The sequence below is a fragment of the Vibrio sp. T20 genome (assembly GCF_007858795.1).
In the GTDB taxonomy this organism is placed as follows: domain Bacteria; phylum Pseudomonadota; class Gammaproteobacteria; order Enterobacterales; family Vibrionaceae; genus Vibrio; species Vibrio satsumensis.
Map to the genome: position 1 here is coordinate 74,563 of NZ_VFEB01000125.1, position 21,065 is coordinate 95,627.

Below are 21,065 nucleotides of genomic sequence, written 5' to 3' on the forward strand. Positions count from 1 at the left end.
AACGATATGTTGGTATCATTAATTTTCACAATTAGTCGATTGATATCACATTTTTATTAGGGTCGGTTATTTAGAGTCCACGGTAAAGGATTTACCGTGGAGTTTTTATGAAAGAAGTACAATTTCGAACGATAGACAAACTGTTTATTAAAATGTCTATTAACGACAAGTTTTGGGTCATTTTCTTAATCTTTGTCGCCGCAGTGGCAAGTCTTGCTGGCCTCAACTACGTCAACACAATTAAACAAATCGATACTAGTGCTAAACAGCAGGTTGAACATCAACTGCAAGGCATTTTATTAGCGTCAGACTCCCCCGGTTCTCTTCGCTCTGTTAGTCAACAAAGCAGCCCTCAAAAAACCTCTCTTTCAAACAATGGTTCGGTGACTGCAACAGCACTTGCACAGGATGGTAACTACTACTCACTTACCGTTTCAACTAAAGATATACAGAATCAAAAGCAGCAAGCACTTTACTCTATATTACTCAGTTTTTTATGGTGTGTTCCTTTTGGTCTTTTTTGTTACTGGGTAGCGACTTTCCTAGGCGGCGCACTTTGGGTTCTTTATTCAACGACACAAAAGATTGGTGATGGTGACTTAACATCACGCCTTGGCTTCCACCCTGGCCGAGACGAGTTTGGAACGATTGGTTGTGCTCTTGACCGCTCAATGGACACCCTTAGTGAGTTAGTCAACAACGTAAACCACAGTGCAGCAACCCTAAGTGAAACGTCAGCTTCTTTCGAAACAGAGATGAAGCGCAGTGAGACTCAAATCATGAGCCAGAACGCATCTTTAGATTCTGTTGCTACTGCAATGGATCAGATGACGGCTTCAGCGAATGAAGTATCTAACATTTCTGCACGCTCAACAGAGCAAACTGAACAAGACGCACAGCAGATCAACGATAGCCACGCAAAGGTTCAACAAGCAATTTCAGAGATCACGACTCTTTCTGCTTTAATTGAGCAAACCTCTTCTTCTGTTACGAGCTTGAATGTAAACACAAGCCAAATTAACGAAGTCATCACGACGATCAACGCTATTTCAGAGCAAACTAACTTACTTGCTCTGAATGCCGCGATTGAAGCGGCTCGTGCAGGCGAACAAGGACGTGGTTTCGCTGTCGTTGCTGATGAAGTAAGAACACTGGCAAGTCGCACTCAGTCAGCAACGGTAGAGATCCAAGCGATGATTGAGCGCTTACAACAAGAGAGCCAAAATATCGCGAAGATCACCGAACAAACGGTTGATCAAGCGCAAACCAGTAGCCAGCTGATTTCAGACATTGGTCACGATGTAAACTCTATTGCAGATTCAGCTCAAGCGCTGATGGATATGAGTATTCAAATCGCAACTTCGGCAGACGAGCAAAGCAACGTAGCCAATACCATTGCAGCAGAACTTAACGATATTCGCAGTCAATCTGATGTGATTAAAGAAGTGGCTCAAAACTCGTCAAATGGTGTATCTAGGCTAACAGAGGCATCGGTTTCTCTGTCTCAAACGTTGGCGCGATACCGCACTTAATTAGGATTAACATTCAGCTCAATCTGTTTTGTTTCGTCAAATGGCACCTAAAAACTAAGTATGGCAACATAAAAAGGACTCAAATGAGTCCTTTTTCTTTAACTAATTAGTAAGCCCACAGAGCTAGCTTAATTAGTGAATTGACTCAGTAAGCGGGCAACACCAGCCCTCTCTTATTGGGTTCTTTCACTGATTCTCGAAAGAATAAGCTATAAAGCACAGGCACTACACCGAGTGTCAGAATAGTGCCGACTACCATTCCAAAAATCATCACAATCGACATTGAATACCAAAACTCACCGCCAGAAACCGCTAACGGCACGAGTCCAAGTATGGTGGTTAGCGTGGTCATAACAATAGGTCTAAAGCGACTCGTACAAGCTTCAATAATGGCGCGACGTACACTCATCTCGTTATTACGATTCTGTTCAATGCAATCAATCAGCACAATTCCGTTGTTAATAATGATCCCCGCTAAGCTGAAAATACCGAGCATCGCAGGAAACGTGAAATACGCGCTAGTAATCAATAGGCCCGATACAGCCCCAATCAAAGACAGTGGAATCGTCAGCAGTATAATCAGCGGTCGACGAATAGAATTGAATTGAAGCAGCAACAACAAAATCATCACAGCGAAGCACTGGGGCAAATACCCAAACAAAGCGCCATTAGCTTTACTTGCACCCTTAAGTTCCCCACCTAGCGCTATATGGTAGCCCGGTGGAAGCTCAATCTGAGAAAGCTTAGGTTGAACCAACTTGTTAAGTTCACTCGCTTGTAAGCTTTCATGCTTCACACTAACAGTCACCGTTCTTTGTAAATCAAAACGACGAATGATCGAAGGTTCACTGGTTGCTTTAATGGTGGCAAATTGAATAAGCGGCAAAGCCTCACCATTAGTTGAAGATACGATCTGTTTGGTAAAGAGCTTGTCGATGGTTTTCTCTTTATCTTCTGCACCAACGATAACTGGAATCACATTTTCATTTTCTCTAAAACTGGTGACCTCTTTACCACGCAAGTAGCTGTCTAAACTTGTGGCTATGTCTCGGCTACTCACACCAGCACGAATCGCTCGAGCTTGATCTATATCGAGAATAAGTTTAGGGACGTTATTTTCCCAATCATTCGAGACTCCAACGGCGCCGGGTACTTGTCGCAAGGTTAACTCAATCTGTTTTGCAATATGCTGGATGGTCGATATGTCTTTACCCACCACTTGGTACTCAACCAATCCCAACTCAGTTCCCCCCAACCACATTCGTTTGGCTTGCCCACTCGCTTCTGGCAACTGTTCGACAATAAAACGGTTGGTTTTATTAACCATCGCCAACGCGGCCTTGTAGTCTGTTGTATTAACAACCATAAAAACGCGATTAGGCGCTCTATCGATTGGTGAAAGTGCTAAGAAAAAGCGCGGCCCACCGTCTCCTACATATCGAATAGTACTGGTGACGTTCGGGTTTTGTTCGTTATCCAACAACCAATCTTCAAGTCTCGCGGACACCCTTTCAGACTCTTCAACTTTAGTCCCTGCTGGAAGGTCGACAAACACGAGATACTGATTTCGCTCTGAGCCTGGCATGAACTGTACAGTGACGAACTTGAAGCTATAGATCGAGGCAGCAAAGATACTCAGCACCACGGCCAAAGTGACTAAGCGCATGCTTAAAATAGTACTGATAAAGCGTCGGTAGCCTAGATGAAAACGAGAAAGCGATCGCTGCCTATCGTCATGTGCTATTTGTTTGATTGGTTTCATGAACCAAACACACATAACCGGAGTTGCGAATAAACACAGAAACCACGAAGACAATAACGCTACAGTAATCACTTGTGACAAAGATCGTAGATACTCTCCGGTAACATCTTGGGCCAATAACAAGGGCATAAAGGCCAATATCGTCGTCAATGATGACGTTAACAACGGAACTGCCATGGCTTTCGATGCCGAGACTGCCGCTTCAACACGGTCGACACCTTCAGCCATTTTACTTTTGATGAACTCTGCGATTACGATTCCATTATCTACCAGCAAACCGAGTGAAATAATGATCGCTGCAATAGACATCCTTTGCAGTTCAACACCCCAAATCGACATCCCAATAACGGTAAGGAGTATGGTTAACGGAACAATACTGCCAATGATCAACCCCATTCTTACACCGAGAAACGCCATCACAACGGCTAGTACGACACCAATGGTTTGCATTAGGTTATTGGTTGCGGAACTCACTGCCTCATCAACTTTTTCTGGTTGAAAAGTCGCGAGCTCTAAATTCATACCTAACGGCAGTTCAGCTTGAGCAGATTCAATAAACTCCAAGACTTCAGCACCAAAAGCATCACTTTGGCTACCTGACGCCATAGACGCAGCAATGACAATCGCGCGCCTGCCATTGAAATAAACGGGTGTATTAAATGGGTTTTCATAACCACGCTCAACGTCGGCCAAGTCTCTCAAGTAAACCGAGTTTCCGGACTCTCGCTCGATCAAATCAAGATCGAGAATCTCATCTATGCTGTTGAAGTTGCCTGTAGGTTCAATCTCGATTTGCAAAGTATCTGTTTCAATTAAACCACCGGGTAACACAACATTACGAGCCTGAAGTGCCGATACGATCTGACGAAACTGAAACTTTTCGTTGGCCAATGCACCACTTCGTGCGTTAACCCAAATTCGCTCTTCATTAACGCCATAGAGTTCAACTTGCGACACCATTTGAACACTACTTAATCGGTCCTGTAATGCTTCAGCCGTTTTTCTCAACTCTTGGTCATCGAAAGCATCACCAGTAAGAGCAATCGTAGACGAATAAACACGACCAAACTCATCGTTGACAAAAGGACCTTGTGTACCATCTGGTAAGCTTGATTTCATACTGTCCATACGATTTCGAAGCGTGTCCCAGATAGGCTGTAGATCGAAGTACTTATCATGAACGGTAACGGTAATCTGTGTAACCCCAGTCCGTGACCAGGACTTTATCTCTGTTACTTCGGGGATCTGTTTGATTTCTCGTTCTAAGGGCTTAGTGATGAACTTCTCGATACGGTCTGGTGACATACCCGGGAATTGTGCAATAACGACAGCACTACGAATTATAATTTCCGGGTCTTCGTTGCTTGGCGCATTCTTAAAGGTGCTAATGCCTATAACAAAAAGCATTACCAAGAACACTTGCGTAAATCTATGATATTTCAGGGCGAGTTCAGTAATTTTATGCATGATACTTACAAGCCTTCCCACAAAGTGACTTGTTGGCCTTCATAAAGATAAGGAATGCCCGCAGTGACGACATGTTCACCCTCTAAAAGGTTTCCGATCACGACAACTTGAGTATTGACACTGCGATTAATTTCAACATAACGTTTTTCAATCACATGACGTTCTGGATTCACTACAAAGATTGCAGCATTGTTTCTCTCTGAGCTTGAATCGCGATCGTTGAAGTTAAATGAATCGATAGGAAGTAAAACAACGCCATGATTTTCAGTACCAATATTGAGCTGAATTTCAGCAGACATGCCGTTTCGCAATTCAACCTTTGGCTCACTCAGCTGTAATGTCACCGAATACGCATTACCTCTTTCAACCACGGCACCAATTTCGGAGACGATGCCGGTTAATAGGCCGTCATTTAGTGCAGGGATTTTGACCTTAGCTTCTTCGCCGAAATAAACCTCAGAGATCAATGACTCCGGTACCAATAAATCAACTTCGTAGACAAAATCGTTAACCAGTTCAATGATCTTCTGCCCAGAATTGACCTTAGTAAATTCATCAACAGATAGCTGAGTGACTTGACCCGAAAATGGCGCGTATAGTTTGGCACGCTCTAAGTTCAGCTCGGCATTCGACAAGTCGGTTTGAGCGAGGTTCTCTTGTTGCTGCTTAGCATCTAAGTCTGCGCGAATTGCGATCAGTTCAGATTCTGATACAAAGCCTTTAATACTCAATTTTGCAGAACGTTGGTACTTATCTTCGGCTTGCAACCTAGCGACTTTTGCCGCTCCTAATGACGCCTTTGCTTTGCGTAACGCAAACACCAGATCATTCGTTTCAAGTCGAGCAAGCACTTGCCCTTTTTCAACACGTTGCCCCTTAGAAACAGTAAGCTCACTGACCGTTCCCCCCACTTGAAAGCTCAAAGGAGACGTTTGTGCACTGCGCACTATGCCGCTAAGCTCACGAGTTTGCGTATGTGATTGAAAGACAGTGGTTATGTATTTGACGCTACGAATGGGGTTAGTTGCGTCAGAATCCGATATAGCAGTTTGTTGCTTACATCCCGTTAGGGCAAAGACAATAAATAACAGAGCAATAGATTTCACGGGATGGTCCAAAGTTACAGTACTCCATACCAGCATATCAAACCGTATAATATTTAACTATTCTATTATCATTACCATGAAGTTTGTCGCAAAGGGGAGATTATGAGGTGTCAGAACTGTCTAATATTCGAGCTTAGGGGTAATCTAATTGAACGGGTCTTTTTCGCTTACCCTCTTGCTGCAGGTGACACATAATGAATAAAACAGAAGCACCAAACACCGACGATATTACATGCCCTTTATGCCAACACGACGAATATCTAATTTCAGAAAGTGGAGAAAAGTTCACTTGCGCATCTTGTGGTTTCCACACAAAACAATTTAGTAAGGTAATCAGCCTTTCACTAGGCTCTACCCCACCAAAGCTGCAGAATTCGATATACCACCACTTGAGCAGTGCTTGCCATTAATCCAAACCGAAATCTCTTCCAAACTGTAGATATCCTGAACTGCTAGCTCTGTTGAGCCGGCTTCGGGATCTACGACTGCTTCATCAATACTTGGACGTAATCGAAACGATTGAATACCCGCACGAACACCCGCCTCAATTCCTTTCAAAGTATCATCTACATAGATGCACTCATTAGGTAGAAAGCCCATATTCATTGCGGTGTACATAATAAGATCAGGCTCTGGTTTCCAACTATTAGCATCGAAAGCAGAAAACACTTTGCCTTTAAAGTCGTCGAGCATTCCGGTCATTGCTAAAGAAGATTCCACTCGAGATTTCGGTGCATTAGAAGCGATACAAAACTCAATGTCTTGTCTCTTTAGAAATTCAATAAGCTCAATAGCACCATCCATCGGCTTTAAATGACGTTGGAACAGTGCTTCTAATTCAGTGCGATAAAGTGGTTCAAGTGTATCAATCGAGATAGATAACCCTAAACGTTCTTGTGTATCCATCAAGATGTCAGCCAATTTTCCACCTTGAAAGTGGGCATAGCAATCAATAACGTTTAACTTCGCCCCAAAGCCAGAGAATACATTCACCAAGGCTTGGCAACATAGCTTTTCGCTATCGATGAGTGTCCCGTCACAATCGAAAATTACACATTTAGTCTGTTCTAACCGCATAGCTCTCTCACTCACATTGAATTCAATGCCTTATCCTATAGGGTTATGTGAAATGTCGAGATGATTAAGGTAACACTTTACCGACACAAGCTTATTTCACTTCGCGAAATATGCAGTTGATCACTTTATGACTCAGCATAAGCAACAGTTTTCACCAAATTGACAAGGTTTCTATAAAGTCAAGCCTTGATAGGTATACAAAGTTAGCCCAACTGCAGTTGAAAATATAAATTTACGATAGAGAATGGTACGAAGGATAACAGGCAGATGAACTAGAGATATAAGAACCCGCTCAATTACCTATTTATATCAAGATGACTAAGCATGGAACGAAGATAAATGAGAAAAAGACCGTTAAATAATAGTCGACTCTTTCGAAACTTTAGTTTCGGTCACGGGCATAGGAACCAGCTCAATACTACCTGTGTCTGGATACGAATCACGGATAGCAACATACTCTGGTAAGTGGTTCAATAAAAGCTTAGTAAGCTGAGGATCAAATTGATAGCCACTTTCTCGCTCGAACAAATCGACAACCATCTCTAATGGCCACGGCTCTTTGTAACAACGAGTACTAAGTAGCGCATCAAACACATCCGCAACTGCCGTGATACGAGCAAACAGATGAATGTCTTCCCCCACCTTACCACTAGGATATCCAGTACCGTCCCAACGCTCATGGTGTTCGTTAGCAATAATTGCAGCCAAATTCGTAATATCGCCAGATCCGCTCTTTAATAAGTTATAACCTGCAGTAGTATGAAGTTTCATTACTTCCCACTCTTGATCGGTTAACTTACCTGGTTTATCCAAAATTGATTCTGGGACTGAAATCTTACCCACATCGTGCATCGGGCTAATGATCTCAATCATTTCGACCTCACGATGGCTTAAGCCACGTTGCTTAGCAAGCAATGCCGATAGTTTAGCAACACGCTTAACGTGATTACCGGTTTCACCGGAGCGAGTTTCAATCGCCTCCCCTAAAACGTGAATCATATCTTTCTGAATATTTAGCGTTTGTTTCTGAAGTTTTAAAATTCGTTTGTTCTTTTTCGCGAGTTCTTTCTTTTGACGCAAGGTGACAAATTGCATCAAAATAATCAGGCTCAAACCCGCAATCACCAGCGATAAACCCAATAACAACTGAAAATTTTTGCGAATGAAAGATGAAGGCTCGTTAATAAATACAGCCTCATCTGGCAAAGCGTTTGTGCTAATCCCGTGTCGTTTCATTGCAAGGTAATTAAATACAAAACGTTTATTGTCTCCGGGGGTCAACGGTGTCGTAAAACCAAGAGGAAGGTACTTATCGAGTGCATCGACAGCCTCTTCACCCATACTTTGTGAATGGTTAACATACCCACCGAGTACATCACCTGAAATGTAGAACTGCCACAAAGCAAACACAGGAGCTGCACTTGCCGTAGACAAAGTGTCCGCAATTTCTTGATAAGTGTGATAGATACCTTGTTTCAACTCGGTGTTGTAGTGACTAAGTAAAACTGCGTCGTCCGCAGAAATTCCTTTCAAAAATTGGCTTGTATGCTCGAGTGATAGATCGCGTATTTCTACCAAATTAATATTTGGGAATTTGGCCATCCTGATATTCATTTCTTTGCGGATCAGCTCAGAAGTGACACTGTAATCATTTATGAAATAGAGATTCTTTAGATTAGGTCTTAGTTTAGAAATCAGCTGGATATTTACGTCTATCTGATCGTTCTCGTAAAGCACAGTTGCTCTGTCAGATACTGCATACATATCTGTACTGGTGTCATTAATCCCAACGGCCACCACTGGTGTCGAACGATCAATTAAAGTGCTTAATGATTCAAGGAAATTGGCTGCGTTATCGTCAGTAGCAATTACACCGTCAAATTCGTAACCAGCATATTTAACTTTCAAATAGTTCGAGAGAGAGCCGTAGTAGTCAGGGCTATGGATACGCTTTGAATCCAAATACTCGATCGAGAGTTTAACTTCGGTTTGAGATTGGCTGAACGCACTGTCTATCCCTTTTTGGAAATCAGCGGTCCATTGGTAAGAAGGTTCGTATGAGTGTAAAACTAGGATGCGTTTGATATCCCAGTCGTTAGCAAAACTGAGTGAAGAATAAGCGCTAATACACAATACAGCGATTGATATCAATAGCTTGCACATACAATACCCTTTAAATAAGATGGGGTATTGTACTTAGATTAACGCTTTCTCAAAGAATCTTTAGTTCTCGATCCACACTTTATCGCAAGAAGCATGATCTTGTACCCAAAAATCGTGTAACTGCTTAGCAAAGTCGTTGATACTTTGACCACTCCCAGCAACCACGTCCGATATCAACAGCGAACCTTCCACTGCTGTGACAATTGCACTCGCCACCACTTCACCACTTTGAGTACCAATATATAAAACATGATCATCAGACAGCATAATTTGGCTCAAGAACTCAAGCATGTGCGCCCTTTCGGCTTCATCTTGGTACACACTGGCTTGGTTAAGCGAGAACAGAACGGTCAGTTTATGGAAATCGACTTTATGCAGTTCATCTATTTGGGAAGGCGTTTGATCTTGAGCTAGGAGTTGGTATGACTTGGATGGGAGTTTGCTTTGATAAAGTTCACGACCTAGGAGGCTTTCTTTTGCGGGGTAAGCAATGTCGAGCTGACTAAACAGCCATTGATTTTTCTTATGTGCTATTTCAGGTATTTCGTTATTCATTCTTTTAGTACCTACGGTTAGTATCCCCAAATATCGCAGCTATTTGGAAGACATAGGGTCGGCTGAGGTGCCGAGCTACAAGCAGAAAGCATACAGAGCATGACCAAGGCCAACAAGTACTTTAAATGCCTCATCTTTTTCATCATCCAACAACACCCTTTAAGAACTTAACGAAAAGCTCTACACTCGTACTCAAGCTTTCAATATCCTTATAGTAAACAGAACTATATAAATAAAAAGGACTTCTTATGAAAAAAGCCTTAATAGCAGCAGGTATCATCACAATGTTAGCTGGCTGTTCAGACAATGAGGTTGGCGACGTCTCACTGGGTTTCTTCACCATGAAGGATATCAAGATGTCTTCATTAGATGACGATAAGATCGCAGGTGTTACCTGTCATATCGCATCAATCGAAGCAAACCTAAGTCTCTCTGATCCAAGCGATAGCTCTATCTCTTGTCGCCAAACAGGTGAAATTACACCAGAAATGATAGCTCAAATAGACAAGAGCAAATCAGGCGAAGTGGTATTCAAGCAGTCAAAAAGTATCTTCTTTAAAACAATGAAGGTCCGTCGTATCTACGATGCAGAGAATCAGTCACTGCTTTACTTGTCTTACACCACCAAAGAAACGGAAGGCAGTTTCAAACATAGCCTTTCAACTGTTCCGCTTTGGGGTACAGAGGCTTACGTAGATCCAGCAACGCTTGTTCCCGCTGAATAGCCTCAAGCCAAAGTAAGACTATTCACCTGTACACTCATTGTGCAGGTGATTCAAAATGTAATAAAAATGAAAGAAACAGAAACAAAATGTGATATCATGCGGCAAAATTTTTTCACTGTATTTTTCATATGAAGTTTCCTGGACAGCGTAAATCTAAGCACTACTTTCCAACTCACGCACGTGATCCGTTGGTCAACCAAATTCAACAAACACCTAAGCTTCACCGCGCAACGATTGTCGGTGTTGGCCAAACGATTGTTGATATCGAGGCCCGTGTTGACAACGAGTTCCTAGAAAAATACGAGCTGAGTAAAGGTCACTCACTGGTATTGGAAGAAAGTAAAGCAGATGCGCTGTATGAAGAGTTAGTTGCGCGCGGTTTGATCACGCATCAATACCCTGGCGATACTATCGGCAACACACTGCACAACTATTCTGTACTTGCAGACAGCAAATCTGTACTGCTTGGCGTTATGTCTAAGAAGATTGAAGTTGGCTCATTCGGCTACCGTTATCTGTGCCGTACTTCTTCTCGTATGAATCTAAACCACCTTCAAACTGTTGATGGTCCAATTGGTCGCTGCTACACGCTGATTTCTGAAGATGGCGAACGTACGTTTGCAATCAATGAAGGCCACATGAACCAACTACTTCCAGAAAGCATTCCTGAAAAAGTGTTCGAGAAAGCTTCTGCATTGGTTGTGTCGTCATACTTAATGCGTGGCAAACCTGAAGATCCGATGCCAAAAGCGGTACAAAAAGCGATTGAATATGCGAAAGCACACAATGTGCCTGTTGTACTTACGCTTGGTACTAAATATGTGATCGAAGGTAACGCTGAATGGTGGCAAGAATACCTGAAAGAAAACGTAACCATCGTCGCGATGAACGAAGACGAAGGTGAAGCGCTAACAGGCGAAAAAGATCCTCTGCTAGCTGCTAACAAAGCACTTGAGTGGGTTGACCTAGTTCTATGTACTGCAGGTCCTATTGGCCTATACATGGCAGGTTACACTGACGAGCCAGCGAAACGCGAAACCACACTGCCATTGTTACCGGGTAATATCCCTGAATTCAATAAATACGAATTTAGCCGCGCTATGCGTAAGCAAGACTGCAAAGACCCAGTAAAAGTGTATTCTCATATTGGCCCTTACCTCGGTGGCCCACTTGAAATTAAGAACACAAATGGTGCTGGTGATGGTGCACTTTCAGCACTGTTACACGACATGGCAGCAAACAGCTACCACCACGTGAATGTACCAAACTCTGAGAAACACGAGCACGCTTGTCTAACTTACTCTTCACTGTCTCAAATTTGTAAGTACGCAAACCGTGTAAGCTACGAAGTATTGACTCAGCACTCTCCTCGCCTTTCTCGTGCACTACCTGAACGCGAAGATAGCTTAGAAGAAACATATTGGGATCGTTAACCGACCATATTGGATTGCTGACTGATTGAGGTTAGCGCCTAACTAGATTACCTTTTCCTAAAGGGCTGCCATATGCAGCCCTTTTTTTATTCGACACTAATATAACTGCAGCTGAGGGTAATCTGTTCGAATATTTTGCTCGTTTAAGATTTGATCTCGCGCAATGACTCTTGAGATCTGTCATTTTCCAGCACATAATTCGTGTGGTTTGCCTTTACTTGGCAAATTTATACAGTACCATCGCCACGCAAACGTTTACGTACCACCTTTCGGTTCTGATATAAGGATCAAATATGCTGTCTGATATTGATATTTGTCGCTCTACTCCCCTTAAAAACATCAGTGAGGTTGCCAAGCAAGCAGGCCTGCACCACAACGAACATCAGCCATTAGGGCAATACAAGTCTAAAGTGTCTCTCACATCACTTGAACGCCTCGTCAACCAACAAGATGGTAAATTGGTCGTGGTAACGGCTATCACACCAACGCCTCTTGGTGAAGGCAAAACCGTCACCACTATTGGATTAGCACAAGGCCTCGCAAAGATTAACCAATCTTCCATGGCCTGCATTCGCCAACCTTCAATGGGCCCGGTATTTGGTGTAAAAGGTGGCGCTGCGGGTGGTGGTTACTCTCAAGTCGCTCCTATGGAGCAATTAAATCTACATCTGACGGGTGACATTCATGCTGTGACGGCCGCTCACAACCTCGCTTCTGCCGCCATTGATGCGCGTTTGTATCATGAACAGCGTGAAGGGTTAGAAGCCTTTGAAGTGCGCTCAGGCTTAAAAGCACTAGATATCGACCCAAGTAGAATCGTTTGGCGGCGTGTGCTCGACCATAATGATCGCGCATTGCGCATGATCACGGTTGGCAAGAACGAAGCAGACAAAACAATTAATGGCTTTGAGCGAGAAGATGGATTTGATATCTCAGCCGCTTCAGAGCTGATGGCTATTCTTGCTCTAGCTGATAATCTTCAAGATTTAAGAAAGCGTATCGGACGAGTGGTACTTGCTTACAATAAACAAGGCTTGCCATTGACCGCAGATGATTTCAACGTAGCGGGCGCAATGACAGTGACAATGAAGGACTCTATCGAGCCTACATTGATGCAAACCCTAGAAGGCGTACCGACCCTCATACATGCAGGGCCTTTCGCAAACATCGCCCACGGTAACTCTTCCATTATTGCCGACAAGATAGCATTAAAGCTGAGTGACTTTGTTGTAACTGAAGGTGGTTTCGGCTCAGACATGGGTTTTGAGAAAGCGTGCAACATCAAAGTAAAAGCATCCAACAAGAAGCCTGATTGTGCTGTCGTTGTCGCAACATTGCGTGGCTTAAAAGCCAATTCTGGTTTATACGATTTGAGACCGGGTACTCCGTTACCAGAGTCAATCTTTAGTGATGACCAAGACGCGCTTATTGCGGGTTTTGAGAACCTGAAATGGCATATCAATAACGTAAAGCAATACCGAGTACCGACAGTTATTGCGATTAACCGATTCCCGCAAGATTCAGCTCAAGAACTAGAAGCATTGAAACAGATGATCACTGACTTTGATTCAAACGTTAGCGTTGAAGTGAGTGAAGCATTTGGTCAAGGCGGCGAAGGCGCGACTCAGTTGGCGCATGCCGTGGTAAAAGCATGCCAAAGTGAGAGTGAATTTAAGCCTTTATACAACTCGGAGCAAAGCATAGAAGAAAAACTGATGGCTGTCGCTGAAGTCGGTTATGGCGCAGCAAGTATCTCGCTATCGCCACTGGCGAAAAAACAACTGGCTGAGTTTAATCAACACGGCTATAGCGACCTCTCAGTTTGTTTGGCAAAAACACCTCTATCGATCTCTACAGAAGCACATATAAAAGGTGCACCAACTCAGTTTAACGTACCCGTTAGAGAGCTAAAACTGTGTGCGGGCGCCGGCTTTATTTACGCGCTGTGCGGAAATGTAATGACCATGCCTGGCCTACCCGACAAACCGGCTTTCATGTCATTAGATATTGATAGTAATGGAAATATTATCGGCCTGAGCTAGATGCTCTTAGCTAGATAAACTGCGAAAAATCGCGATTAACTGGCTCTGATTACAGACTGTATCGATCAATTGAGCAATGATTTTAATACGAAGTGATTGCTCAATAATCAAGCTTTAGTGCAAAAAGTTGCACTAAAATCGTCGTTATATGCGCATCTTATCTTAAGTTCTGGGGCAAGATCACATTAAAAACCCTATAAAATATATAGTATTGCGCTGATTCTTTAAGGACAGTGATGAATACGAGTATAAAAAAACTAGTCAGCCAATTTCTATGCACCATATTCGCTCTAGGATTAGTCCCTGCCCTGTATATCAATTCTGAATTTGACAGAGTTGAAGCTCAGCATACGCTAAATATCAAGCAATCGAGCCAAAATCAGATTGAATACAGCTTTCATGAACTCGCCGTTATCGTGGAGCAAATTTCTAACTCTGTCCCTTCTATTGCAGACTCTCAAACGTTACTTCGTGCAGTTCAAAATCCGTCACTCATCCACAAAGAAACACTACAAGATCTTTGGGTCATGTTAGCGCGTGGCCAAAAATACTATTCTCAGCTACGCTACCTAGATCTAGATGGTAACGAAGTCTACCGTGTTAACTACAAAGACGGCCAAGCCACGGTAGTTCCGGATAACGAACTGCAAAATAAATCTTCGCGTGATTATTATCAGGCACTAAAAAAATTAAAGATTGGAGATGTCAGCTCTAAAGGCATTGATCTTGAAATCGAAAACGGCAAAATTGTCCGCCCTTTGATTCCTGCACTTCGAATTATGACCCCCGTAGCTGAAGGCGACAGTATTGTTGGTTACTTCATTGCGAACCTGAACATGCTTGAGATTTATAAGCGATTACATTACCAGATTGGCACATCAGCAGCAGTCCCAGTCATTCTCAACAAAACCGGGCATGTCATTATGGGGCCAGATCCGACTGAATCATTTGGCCATGTGATTGAGTCGCGCGCCGACAAAACATACGCAAAGCTATACCCTGCTCTGTGGAAAGATATTCAAGGCAATTCATCATCGAGCTATTTTGATGGTAAGAATTGGTATTTTCACTCCGACATCAGCCCTAAGATAAAGCAGTTTGAAGGCCCTATTTACATGGTTCTTCATATTGAAAACCAGCAATTTAACAGCCAATACCGACAAGAAAAACAAGCGATTTTCGTTCAGATCATCACCTTATCTTTCCTAATTTCGATGATCTCCGCAGGCTTTGTTCTGTGGAACAGAAACCATAAAAAAAACAGCATAGATAGCCAACTCGCAAAGGCCGCCATGAATGGTATGTCTGCTTTAGTCATTACAGACAGAAACAACCGAATCATCAAAGTAAACCAAGAGTTCACTCGTGTTAGTGGGTATGAGTTAGAAGATGTAAAAGGCCGACAACCATCTATGTTTGCCTCTGGCCGCTACAATCAAGACTTCTACATCAAAATGTGGAGCATTATCACTAAGACCGGAGTTTGGGAAGGTGAAGTGGTCAACCGCCGCAAAGACGGGTCTTTGATCACTGAAATACTGCGCATCCAAACCATTAAAGACTCTAAAGGTGTAATTCAGTTTTATGTCGCGTCATTTGTCGACATCAGTAAACACAAAGAACTTGAAAACAAACTTAGAAACCTAAGTGAGAAAGATGCATTAGCTGGGTGTTGGAACAGACGAAAGTTTGACCTTGAACTTCGAGATGAGTGTTCTCGTGTTAATCGTTACCCTACTCGCGAACAATCTTGTTTAGCCATCTTGGATATTGACTACTTCAAACGCATAAACGACAGGTTTGGGCATGATTATGGTGATCGAGTCATTCAAACAGTTGCTCAAGTACTTCAACGTGAATGCCGTGAAACTGATTTCGTCGCTCGCATTGGTGGCGAAGAGTTTGGCGTAATTCTACCTCACACAACAACTGAAGAAGCAGAATACGTTCTAAATAGGCTGAGAGTCGCTGTCAGCCTTGAACTCGACAACGTGGTCACCGTGAGCGGTGGGATTACTAACGTAACAAATGATCCAGCACTTAATTACAAGTGCGCCGATTTAGCGTTATACGAAGCTAAAGCGGCAGGTAGAAACAACGTATGCTTGTTCCTAGACAAAGAGATGAGCGAAATAGCCTAGCAAAAGACAATGGCATCTCCTTGCTAGGCAACCGATCAGCTTGGAGCTGGATAAAATTCTAACTTGTTCCCCTCAACTACAAGAACACAATCCATGTTCGCGGCATGAGCGGCTTGCTTACCAAGATTGGTATCTTCAAACACAACACACTGCTTTGGTTGTAATCCCATACCAAAACACGCATCTAAGAAAGTATCTGGATTTGGCTTGTGGTTTTTAACGTCTGTTGCTGTCACTAGGATATCGAGCTTATTCAGGATATCCGTTTTATCTAATAGCTGCTCCGCACTTTTACGTTGACTCCCCGTCCCGACAGCTATCTTCTTACTTCCTAGATTTTCTAACAGTAGAGAATGAGTACACGGGATGATATCGCCTTTATCTTCAATAGCGGCAAATGATGCCATCTTAAACGCTGAAACAGCTTGTGGATCGAGCGATAAGCCGTATTTACTGTTCACCTCATCGGCTATCTTATAACTCGGCATTCCACCTAAGCTGTGCAGCCAAGATGCTTCGAAGTGAAAGCCGAACTCTTCTGCCGTCTGCTGCCATGCTTTGACATGTGCTGGCATTGTATCGATCAACGTACCGTCCATATCAAAGATTAATCCTTCATACGCCGTTAAATCTATTTTCATCACTACTACCACTCTTTAAGAAAATTACTGATACCATAACCAATATTCAGTATCATGACCCCATATTACCGTTCAAAATGGATGTTTATGTTACAAATATCTAACTCTGTTTCGATTCAAGACTGGGAACTTCAGCTAACTGCGATCAGAGCACAAGGAGCCGGCGGCCAAAACGTCAATAAAGTATCGAGCGCGATACATTTACGTTTTGACATCAAGCACTCCACCCTACCTGATTTCTATAAAGAAAAGCTCCTCGCACACAAAGATAGCCGCATTACTAAAGATGGTGTGATTATCATTAAGGCGCAGCAGTATAGAACTCAAGAACAAAACCGTGATGATGCTTTGGTGCGTTTGAAAGAACTGATCCTGGAAGCGACAAAGGTTCAAAAAGTAAGACGAGCAACTAAGCCGACGCGTGGCTCTCAGAAAAGACGTTTAGAAGGTAAAAAGCAAAGAAGTACCACCAAGCAACTGCGCGGAAGAGTAGAATAATAGTTTCATGTCATCAGTGAACACACCACCTAGCAAACAACCGTTTTAACTCTATTTGCTTGAGCAAAAACGATACCTATTAGACCAAATCGCTACGGCTGTTTTTTGACCGACAAAATCAGTTTGATCAACAACATTCTCTCTTCGCTGGTCAGTAAACGACTGACCGCTGCAACATCTTCTGCTGTAGCTTGTGATGCGCCAACAATATCAAGCACGACATCCAAATCCGTCACTTTTAAGGTTCTGGTGATAGAACGATACTGAGACATTTTGATGTCAGCTTCACCACGTTCAATCCTTTGATAGGTTTTTAAACTCATTCCCGCACTTGAGGCTAATTTTTCTTGCGACAAATTGGCGAGCTTTCTGCGATCAATCAGCGCCATTATTATGGGTTCTTGTGACATAAGCTTATCCTCAATAGACAGTTATGACCTAATTTCAGCAAGAAGCAGACCATATTGACTCGCAACGGTTTACATACGCCATTAAAGGCATATTATTCGATCATTAAAAAACGTTACGTTTCATAAACTTTGACACTTAGAGCGGTCGTGAACGTACAGGCTAACAAACTTGATTACTCAAGTGTTGGGAAATAATAAAAATTGCAAATTGCGAATAACAAAGACGTCAAATTGGAAATTGCGAATCGTTATACATTGGCATTTCCTTGCATAAAGCACGCTTTAGAATCAGAGAATACCCGCAGTCAAATTATCGCGGTACAGCATAGGCTACTCACCTACAAAGAAGTGTTGTTGCACGGGAACATGTTGGAAGATAAGGAATTAAAACGGGCTTTTTCTGCATTGAACCCAAGCGAAAAAGGTGTCGCGCAAGGTGGCATCAAAAGCATCAATGATGCAATAAAAGAGATGGATGAGATTATCGAAAGATACAGTAGAAAAGCATCTACTGAATTATGCGTCTAATCAATTAGTATCAACGAGTAGCGCAAAACTCTCAACGGCTTAAACAAACAGACCAGACCAAAACAAAACAGCCAATCATTATTGAATGACTGGCTGTTTGTTTAACTAACATGAGGAATCAATCTAACGAGAGGTAGCTCTTCTAAACCCACCTAGTAACATCAATGCGCCTAGTAAGCCAAACGACACACTCCCCCCGCTGCTACCAGAACCAGACGAAGTACGTGCATTGACATAAGCCGTTCGTTTGGCGTCTGTTGCAACAAACTTAGCGGTTTCATTCCCTGCAATAACGCTATCGATCCAATCTCTATAATCATAGATTTCTGTAAATACAGAGGTCACCGCAGAATTACCACCACATGTGTCCGGGCCAAAGCTCGTGATACCAACCTGTCGATAGTCAGCACCATCTTTCCAATAGACTGGACCACCAGAGTCACCTTGACAAGTACCATTATAAAGACCAGTAAATACGCTGTAGTCACCATTAAAACAAATTTGATTATCCGTTAATACCGAACCATCAATAAAGGCATTTGCACAAGTCGCGTTGTCTACGTAATTAAGAGATGCTTTTTGCAATAAGGTAGTAGCGTCATACCCTGAACGTGTATCGCCATGACCAACAGCGGTAAACATCTCCAAAGAACTACGGTAACCGTCGGAGCTTGGGCGCTTAACAACATCGTTCACTGAATCTATATTAAGTGCACTTTCAAGCTTTAGGACAGCCACATCGTTACGTAGTAGATCACTCAACGCATTTGAGTAGTCGCTGCGATAGTAAACTTCGGATACACGCGATTTTTGAACATTACCATTAGGAAATTGAGACGTATCTTCGAGCTGTGGAACCACAGTAGTAAATAACTGTCCCTCCTCATCACCATAAATACAGTGCGCAGCCGTTAAAATATGCTTTGGGTCTAAAATGGTTGCTCCACAGTATGGGCCGGTAGAATAAACACCATCGTAATCAATACGATCAATGAACAAGCTCGCCATTGAAGGAAATTCAGTCACTGAAGCGTCACTACCATTCACGATATAAGGTGTTACGCTCGCGTCAGGAGTACTTTCGACCGAGTTTTCCGTTGCCATAACACTTGATGTGTAAATCAATGGCGCTAAAAGTCCAACAACGGCCTTACGAACCGGACTCAATTTATGGTTCACATTCATAGATAACTCCTTGTAACCCCTACTACTTATTTACAGAAATGATGAATTGCCACCATAACACGTCACAACCAACAGTATAGTAAGTATTTGTAACGATATGGCCACATCTCTCATTTTATAAACTAATTTTGAGTAACCGAACTGAGTTGTAATACAGAAGGTTATACTATTCCAACAACAAAAAAGCCTAACGTTTGACATCTCAATACAGAGAAGTGAACGATAGGCTTTCAGTTAGCTTAGTGGTTTATCTTAAAAGAGATTAGCCACGGTAGTAACGTTGAGGTACGAATGGCATTTTTTCTACTGTCATTGGTAGCTTCTTACCACGAACTTCAGCAAATACTTCTGTACCGATAGCAGCAAGATCAGTGCGTACGTACGCCATTGAAACAGGCTTACCCGCGTTAGGACCAGCAGTACCACTCGTTACCACACCGACTTTGTTTCCTTCCGCATCGAACAGCTCAGCACCTTCACGTACAGGAGCTTTAGTTTGACCCACTAGGCCAACACGCTTACGTTGAACGTCTTTAGTCGCGATTTGCTCAAGAATGATATCAGCACCTGGGAAACCGCCCGCACGCTCACCGTCAGTACGACGCACTTTTTGAATACCCCACAGAAGGCTAGCTTCTACTGGTGTTGTCGTTGTATCTAGATCGTGACCGTATAGGCAAAGACCACATTCAAGGCGAAGTGAGTCACGCGCACCAAGACCAATCCACTCTACTTCAGCTTCTGCCGTTAGTTTACGAGCTAGTGCTTCAGCATGATCGTTCGGTACAGAGATTTCGTAGCCATCTTCGCCTGTGTAACCACTACGGCTTACGATGCATTCAACACCGTCTACATCAACTTTTTGAACGTCCATGAACAGCATGTCTGCAACACTCGGTTGGAAACGAGCAAGAACTTCAGCCGCTTTAGGGCCTTGAAGTGCTAATAGTGCACGGTCATCAATCACTTCCATCTCTACATCTGCAGGAAGATGAGCGGTAAGGTGGTCGATGTCTTGTGTCTTACAAGCTGCGTTAACAACAACAAATAGGTGATCACCTAGGTTTGCAACCATAAGGTCATCCATAATGCCGCCCTGCTCGTTAGTAAAGAACGCATAGCGCTGCTTACCAGAAGGAAGGTCAATAATATCTACAGGAACCAAAGATTCTAAGACAGCAGCGGCGTTCGCTCCATGAAGACGAAGTTGCCCCATGTGAGAAACATCAAAAAGACCGGCAGCATCACGAGTGTGTAGGTGCTCTTTTTTAACACCTAGTGGATACTGAACTGGCATATCGTAGCCAGCGAAAGGAACCATTTTTGCACCCTCTTCAACGTGAAGTGCATGCAGTGGTGTTGTTAATAGGTCTTGATTAGCGTGTTCTTGAGTCATTTTCTTCTCCATGAAGCGTTGCAGGCTTTCCAAACCGAGTCTGCCGCTTATATCTCTATTTAGAGTCGCTTCTAACGATACGGATTAACATTAGAAACAGTAGATAGTAAAAAGTGTTGTCTTTTATATAGGCTTATATTGTTGCTTTATAAATATGAATAGCTGTACAAATCCCATACAACTCACTTTCTAAGAATTCACTTCAGTAAACTTCAATCAACATGAGTAAACCGTGTTCACTATAATAAACAAGCCTGAGTGAGTTTTACACCCTTAACAAGATTAAAACAGCTCAAAATGTGACATTTAACAATTTAAAAACAATTTATAGATACATACAAAAACGCGATATTGATGATTTTCACATCAATATCGCGTCTATTGGCTAACGTTCGAAACAAAAG

The 21,065-nt window shown here is 42.8% G+C and carries 16 protein-coding genes; 7 read left to right on the forward strand and 9 right to left on the reverse strand.

What is annotated here, in order from left to right; genetic code table 11:
• Positions 1-107: 107 nt before the first annotated feature.
• Positions 108-1,532, forward strand: coding sequence for a methyl-accepting chemotaxis protein (locus FTW16_RS14725; protein ID WP_146491618.1), 1,425 nt, complete (start codon positions 108-110; stop codon positions 1,530-1,532).
• A 145-nt stretch (positions 1,533-1,677) separates the two neighbouring features.
• On the opposite strand, the gene FTW16_RS14730 is transcribed toward FTW16_RS14725, so the two are convergent.
• The 5 genes from FTW16_RS14730 to FTW16_RS14755 form a co-directional block, all read right to left on the reverse strand.
• Positions 1,678-4,761: an efflux RND transporter permease subunit gene (locus FTW16_RS14730; RefSeq protein WP_146491619.1), complete on the reverse strand. Its 3,084-nt coding sequence runs from the start codon at positions 4,759-4,761 to the stop codon at positions 1,678-1,680.
• Positions 4,762-4,766: 5 nt separating this feature from the next.
• Positions 4,767-5,867 (reverse strand): efflux RND transporter periplasmic adaptor subunit, encoded by a 1,101-nt coding sequence (locus tag FTW16_RS14735; protein ID WP_186728073.1) that lies wholly within the window; start codon positions 5,865-5,867, stop codon positions 4,767-4,769.
• Between the two features lie 351 nt (positions 5,868-6,218).
• Positions 6,219-6,944: an HAD-IA family hydrolase gene (locus tag FTW16_RS14745; protein WP_146491622.1), complete on the reverse strand. Its 726-nt coding sequence runs from the start codon at positions 6,942-6,944 to the stop codon at positions 6,219-6,221.
• A gap of 354 nt (positions 6,945-7,298) precedes the next feature.
• Positions 7,299-9,107, reverse strand: a complete 1,809-nt coding sequence (locus FTW16_RS14750) for an HD domain-containing phosphohydrolase (RefSeq protein ID WP_146491623.1) — start codon at positions 9,105-9,107, stop codon at positions 7,299-7,301.
• 60 nt (positions 9,108-9,167) lie between these two features.
• Positions 9,168-9,662 carry a hypothetical protein gene (locus tag FTW16_RS14755; RefSeq protein ID WP_146491624.1) on the reverse strand — a complete coding sequence of 165 codons (495 nt, stop codon included), beginning with the start codon at positions 9,660-9,662 and terminating at the stop codon, positions 9,168-9,170.
• Positions 9,663-9,910: 248 nt separating this feature from the next.
• On the opposite strand from FTW16_RS14755, the gene FTW16_RS14760 reads away from it, so the two are divergent.
• The 4 genes from FTW16_RS14760 to FTW16_RS14775 all read left to right on the forward strand — a co-directional run bounded on the left by FTW16_RS14760 (position 9,911) and on the right by FTW16_RS14775 (position 16,003).
• Positions 9,911-10,387: a CreA family protein gene (locus FTW16_RS14760; protein WP_146491625.1), complete on the forward strand. Its 477-nt coding sequence runs from the start codon at positions 9,911-9,913 to the stop codon at positions 10,385-10,387.
• A gap of 128 nt (positions 10,388-10,515) precedes the next feature.
• A complete protein-coding gene (locus FTW16_RS14765; protein ID WP_146491626.1) occupies positions 10,516-11,820 on the forward strand; it encodes an inosine/guanosine kinase in 1,305 nt (434 codons plus the stop codon).
• A 293-nt stretch (positions 11,821-12,113) separates the two neighbouring features.
• A complete protein-coding gene (locus FTW16_RS14770) occupies positions 12,114-13,862 on the forward strand; it encodes a formate--tetrahydrofolate ligase (RefSeq protein WP_146491627.1) in 1,749 nt (582 codons plus the stop codon).
• Between the two features lie 236 nt (positions 13,863-14,098).
• Positions 14,099-16,003 carry a diguanylate cyclase gene (locus FTW16_RS14775; RefSeq protein WP_146491628.1) on the forward strand — a complete coding sequence of 635 codons (1,905 nt, stop codon included), beginning with the start codon at positions 14,099-14,101 and terminating at the stop codon, positions 16,001-16,003.
• Between the two features lie 35 nt (positions 16,004-16,038).
• On the opposite strand, the gene FTW16_RS14780 is transcribed toward FTW16_RS14775, so the two are convergent.
• A complete protein-coding gene (locus tag FTW16_RS14780; RefSeq protein ID WP_146491680.1) occupies positions 16,039-16,644 on the reverse strand; it encodes a beta-phosphoglucomutase family hydrolase in 606 nt (201 codons plus the stop codon).
• Positions 16,645-16,731: 87 nt separating this feature from the next.
• Between FTW16_RS14780 and arfB the strand changes: the two genes are divergently transcribed.
• Positions 16,732-17,142 (forward strand): alternative ribosome rescue aminoacyl-tRNA hydrolase ArfB, encoded by a 411-nt coding sequence (gene arfB / locus FTW16_RS14785; protein ID WP_004730912.1) that lies wholly within the window; start codon positions 16,732-16,734, stop codon positions 17,140-17,142.
• Between the two features lie 92 nt (positions 17,143-17,234).
• Here the strand turns inward: arfB and FTW16_RS14790 are convergent, their stop codons facing one another.
• Positions 17,235-17,552: a helix-turn-helix transcriptional regulator gene (locus FTW16_RS14790; RefSeq protein WP_017111955.1), complete on the reverse strand. Its 318-nt coding sequence runs from the start codon at positions 17,550-17,552 to the stop codon at positions 17,235-17,237.
• Between the two features lie 201 nt (positions 17,553-17,753).
• On the opposite strand from FTW16_RS14790, the gene FTW16_RS14795 reads away from it, so the two are divergent.
• On the forward strand, positions 17,754-18,080 hold the full coding sequence (locus tag FTW16_RS14795) for a hypothetical protein (protein ID WP_146491629.1): 327 nt from the start codon (positions 17,754-17,756) through the stop codon (positions 18,078-18,080).
• 123 nt (positions 18,081-18,203) lie between these two features.
• Here the strand turns inward: FTW16_RS14795 and FTW16_RS14800 are convergent, their stop codons facing one another.
• Together FTW16_RS14800 and gcvT are read right to left on the reverse strand one after the other, a co-directional pair.
• Positions 18,204-19,265, reverse strand: coding sequence for a S1 family peptidase (locus FTW16_RS14800; protein ID WP_146491630.1), 1,062 nt, complete (start codon positions 19,263-19,265; stop codon positions 18,204-18,206).
• A 262-nt stretch (positions 19,266-19,527) separates the two neighbouring features.
• Positions 19,528-20,661, reverse strand: a complete 1,134-nt coding sequence (gcvT, locus tag FTW16_RS14805; protein WP_146491631.1) for a glycine cleavage system aminomethyltransferase GcvT — start codon at positions 20,659-20,661, stop codon at positions 19,528-19,530.
• Positions 20,662-21,065 lie beyond the last annotated feature (404 nt).

Excerpts from the sequence above, each read along its gene's own strand:
- FTW16_RS14725 (WP_146491618.1), top strand. The coding sequence starts at position 108 with ATGAAAGAAGTACAATTTCGAACGATAGACAAACTGTTTATTAAAATG.
- FTW16_RS14730 (WP_146491619.1), bottom strand. The coding sequence starts at position 4,761 with ATGCATAAAATTACTGAACTCGCCCTGAAATATCATAGATTTACGCAA.
- FTW16_RS14745 (WP_146491622.1), bottom strand. The coding sequence starts at position 6,944 with ATGCGGTTAGAACAGACTAAATGTGTAATTTTCGATTGTGACGGGACA.
- FTW16_RS14750 (WP_146491623.1), bottom strand. The coding sequence starts at position 9,107 with ATGTGCAAGCTATTGATATCAATCGCTGTATTGTGTATTAGCGCTTAT.
- FTW16_RS14755 (WP_146491624.1), bottom strand. The coding sequence starts at position 9,662 with ATGAATAACGAAATACCTGAAATAGCACATAAGAAAAATCAATGGCTG.
- FTW16_RS14760 (WP_146491625.1), top strand. The coding sequence starts at position 9,911 with ATGAAAAAAGCCTTAATAGCAGCAGGTATCATCACAATGTTAGCTGGC.
- FTW16_RS14765 (WP_146491626.1), top strand. The coding sequence starts at position 10,516 with ATGAAGTTTCCTGGACAGCGTAAATCTAAGCACTACTTTCCAACTCAC.
- FTW16_RS14770 (WP_146491627.1), top strand. The coding sequence starts at position 12,114 with ATGCTGTCTGATATTGATATTTGTCGCTCTACTCCCCTTAAAAACATC.
- FTW16_RS14775 (WP_146491628.1), top strand. The coding sequence starts at position 14,099 with ATGAATACGAGTATAAAAAAACTAGTCAGCCAATTTCTATGCACCATA.
- FTW16_RS14780 (WP_146491680.1), bottom strand. The coding sequence starts at position 16,644 with ATGAAAATAGATTTAACGGCGTATGAAGGATTAATCTTTGATATGGAC.
- arfB (WP_004730912.1), top strand. The coding sequence starts at position 16,732 with ATGTTACAAATATCTAACTCTGTTTCGATTCAAGACTGGGAACTTCAG.
- FTW16_RS14790 (WP_017111955.1), bottom strand. The coding sequence starts at position 17,552 with ATGTCACAAGAACCCATAATAATGGCGCTGATTGATCGCAGAAAGCTC.
- FTW16_RS14800 (WP_146491630.1), bottom strand. The coding sequence starts at position 19,265 with ATGAATGTGAACCATAAATTGAGTCCGGTTCGTAAGGCCGTTGTTGGA.
- gcvT (WP_146491631.1), bottom strand. The coding sequence starts at position 20,661 with ATGACTCAAGAACACGCTAATCAAGACCTATTAACAACACCACTGCAT.